This is a genomic window from Sphingomonas sp., from assembly GCF_019242355.1.
Classification (GTDB): domain Bacteria; phylum Pseudomonadota; class Alphaproteobacteria; order Sphingomonadales; family Sphingomonadaceae; genus Sphingomicrobium.
The window spans coordinates 1-3196 of record NZ_JAFAVR010000148.1; the positions used below are offsets into that span (position 1 = coordinate 1).

The following is a 3196-nucleotide window of genomic DNA, read 5'->3' on the forward strand; positions in this document are numbered from 1 at the left end:
AACCACCCCGACGCCATCCGCTTCATGCGCCGCATCGGCTCGATGATCGGCGAAGACCAATTCCACCAGGGCGAAGCGGCCCCGGCGGATACCCGACCCATCTGGGACAAAGTCTACGGTGGGCCTTCCGAAACTGCGACCAAATAGGAGATTGAACTATGGCCGCGATTGGTACGAGCGTTCCCACGCTCCTCGACATTGCAAAGGCGATGGGGCCGGATGGCACGTTCGACACCGAGCGCGTCAACCTGCTTTCCCAGGCGAACGAGATCCTCGACGACATGGTGTGGAAGCCGGGCAATCTGCCGACCGGCAACCGGACCACGATCATCACCGGCCTGCCGACCGTCTATTTCCGCCGGCTGAACGAGGGCGTTCCACTCTCGAAGAGCACCGGCGCGCAGATCGACGACACGGCGGCGATGCTGGAAGGCTTCTTCCAGGTCGACCGCGAGCTCGCGCTGCTCAGCGGCAACGTCAACCGGTACCGCTACGAGGAAAGCCGGCTGTTCATGGAGAGCATGAACCAGGCGATGGCCTCCTACACGCTCTACGGCAATGCCGGCGCCGATCCGAAGCAGTTCACCGGCATCATGGCGCGCTACAATAGCCTGTCCGGCTCCGGGGCGAGCCAGATCATCGATGCCGGCGGCACCGGCACCGACAACACGTCGATCCTGCTCGTCGGCTGGGGCGATGCCATCCACGGCATCTATCCGAAGAACACGACCGGCGGCCTCAAGCACGAGGACGTGACCGTCAACAAGGCGGGCTTGGAAGGTGTCGGCGTCGACGGCGCCTACGTCGGTGACGTCCTGAAGGATGCCAATGGCAACAACTTCATGGGCTATACCGATCATTTCATGTGGCGCTGCGGCATCGCGGTGCGCGATTATCGGGCGGTCGTCCGGATCGCGAACATCGACGTCTCGAACCTCGTGACGAACACGTCGGCGGCCGACCTGATCACGATCATGATCAAGGCTTTCTACCGTATCCCGACGCAGCTCCGGAAGAATGCCGGCGCGAACGGCGGGCTGAGCCGCGCGGCCTGGTACGTGAACCCGACCGTGAAATCGATCCTGCACACGCAGGCGATCAGCAAGGCATCGGCCCAGATCACGCTCGATACGATCGAGGGACGCGAGATCGTGCGCTTCCTCGGCATCCCGGTTCGCGAAGTCGATCAGCTCATCAACGCCGAAGCCCGCGTGGTCTGAGCGCAAGGACAGGAGACAAGACAATGGCTTATGTGGACAAGCAGCTGACGCTCTCGGACCAGCAGGCGGTTACCGCCACCGCTGTTTCGACCAACGCGTTGGATACCGGCGGCACGACGCCCATTCGAGATGTCGGTGCCGGCGAGGAGATGTTCGTGGTGTTCTCGACCCAGGTCGCGGCCGCCGCAGCAGGCGCCGCAACCGTGGTGTTCGAGGTAATCCAGGCCGACGACTCCGCGCTGACGACGAACGTGGAAACGCTCGCCGCCTCGCAGCCGATCGGCAAGGCGCTCCTCGTGCCGGGCTATCACCCGTTTTCGATCGTGGTCCCGCGCAACACGCGCCGCTTCATCGGCACGCGCTACACGGTCGCCAACGGCCCACTGACCGCCGGCACCTTCACCGCCGACATCCGCAAGGATCGGACGGCAACCACCAACTATGCCAGCGGCTACGTGAACGCTGCGTAAGGGAGGCTGAGAAATGAAGACTTTTTTGCTCAAGGAGCCGCACTTCATCGGCGGCACCCTGCTCGCGGCCGGCTCGAGGGTGACGGAGGCGGAGCTCGCCGGCTCCAAGCCCGGTCAGGGTCTCGTGGAGATCGGTGCGAACGGCCAACCGAAGCACAAGGAGGACGCCGAAGATCTTCGGCATCTCGGCATCTCCGCTGCTCCGATCGAGGTCGCTCCCGTGTCCCCACATGCGCCGAACCCGACTGCCCCTCAGGCGTTGCCGGCGCACAATGTCGGAGAGGTTCTTCCGGCCGGCGAATATGTCGCCGCCGAAGGCGTCGAGAGCAACGAGGCCGCTGCCGCCCGGGCGGAGCAGCAGGAAGCAACCAGCCCCCAGCGGCGTAAGAAGTAAGCTGAAGGCAGGAGACGGGCGGCCCATGCCCCGGGTCGCCCGTCTTTTTATGTGAGGCTGCACCGTGCCCGACTATAGCCGCCGCTTTCCCGGTCAGCCCTATCAAGGTGACCAATATGTGCCGGCCGCTCCGGCAACCGGCGGCGGGAGCGGAACCGGCGGGGCGCTCACCGATGGTGATTATGGCGACATCGTCGTCAGCGGAACGGGCACGGTCTTCTCGATAGATCCCGCCGTGATCACCTCTTTCGCACGATCGTTCCTCGACGATGCAGACGCGACGGCGGTCAAGACGACGCTCGGGCTTCAGAACGTCAACAACACCGCGGACAGCGGGAAGAACGTCCTCAGCGCGACGAAGCTGACCACGGCCCGCACGATCAACGGCCAACCGTTCGATGGCTCGGCGAACATCACCATCAACGCGGTCGATGCGACGGCGCGGATCGCCTCCTCCGAGAAGGGAGCCGCCAATGGCGTTGCGCCTCTCGATGCAAGCTCGAAGATCGCTGCCGCCTATCTCCCGGCCTATGTCGACGACGTTCTCGAATATGTGAACTTGGCTGGGTTCCCGACCACGGGCTCGGCCGGCATCATCTATATCGCCGACGACACCGGGAAGACCTATCGCTGGTCAGGCTCGGCTTACGTCGAGATCAGCCCTTCGCCTGGCTCGACCGACAGTGTCACCGAAGGCGCAACGAACCTCTATTACACCGATGCGCGGGTGCGCGCGGCGCTGCTCACGGGCCTTGCCAGTGGCTCAGGCAGCATCGCCGCGACCGACAGCATCCTCGTCGCGTTCGGCAAGGCCAAGGCAAAGCTCGACGGGCTGGCTGCGGTGGCGTCCAGCGGGAGCGCGGCCGATCTCGGAACCGGCACCTTGCCGGCTGCGCGCATGCCGGCGCTTACGGGCGATGTCACGACCACTGCCGGCGCAGTGGCGTCGACGATCGCGAACAACGCCGTCTCCTACGCCAAGATGCAGGACACGGCGGCGGCCTCAGTGCTGCTGGGCCGCGGCTCTGCCGGCGGTGCCGGTGATCCGCAAGAGATCACGCTCGGAAGCGGGCTCGCAATGGTCGGGACAGTGCTCTCGGCGACGGGCGGCG

The 3196-nt window shown here is 64.9% G+C and carries 4 protein-coding genes; all 4 read left to right on the plus strand.

The genetic code is table 11. The annotated features are described in order from the left end of the window. Positions 1-158 precede the first annotated feature (158 nt). On the plus strand, positions 159-1220 hold the full coding sequence (locus JOZ79_RS07390; RefSeq protein WP_294072652.1) for a major capsid protein: 1062 nt from the start codon (positions 159-161) through the stop codon (positions 1218-1220). Positions 1221-1243: 23 nt separating this feature from the next. Then, positions 1244-1690, plus strand: a complete 447-nt coding sequence (locus tag JOZ79_RS07395) for a Bbp16 family capsid cement protein (RefSeq protein WP_294072654.1) — start codon at positions 1244-1246, stop codon at positions 1688-1690. Positions 1691-1703: 13 nt separating this feature from the next. After that, positions 1704-2084 (plus strand): hypothetical protein, encoded by a 381-nt coding sequence (locus tag JOZ79_RS07400; protein WP_294072656.1) that lies wholly within the window; start codon positions 1704-1706, stop codon positions 2082-2084. Between the two features lie 64 nt (positions 2085-2148). Next, a partial coding sequence (locus tag JOZ79_RS07405) for a hypothetical protein (RefSeq protein ID WP_294072658.1) occupies positions 2149-3196 on the plus strand: 1048 nt, incomplete at its 3' end.

Excerpts from the sequence above, each read along its gene's own strand:
- JOZ79_RS07390 (WP_294072652.1), top strand. The coding sequence starts at position 159 with ATGGCCGCGATTGGTACGAGCGTTCCCACGCTCCTCGACATTGCAAAG.
- JOZ79_RS07395 (WP_294072654.1), top strand. The coding sequence starts at position 1,244 with ATGGCTTATGTGGACAAGCAGCTGACGCTCTCGGACCAGCAGGCGGTT.
- JOZ79_RS07400 (WP_294072656.1), top strand. The coding sequence starts at position 1,704 with ATGAAGACTTTTTTGCTCAAGGAGCCGCACTTCATCGGCGGCACCCTG.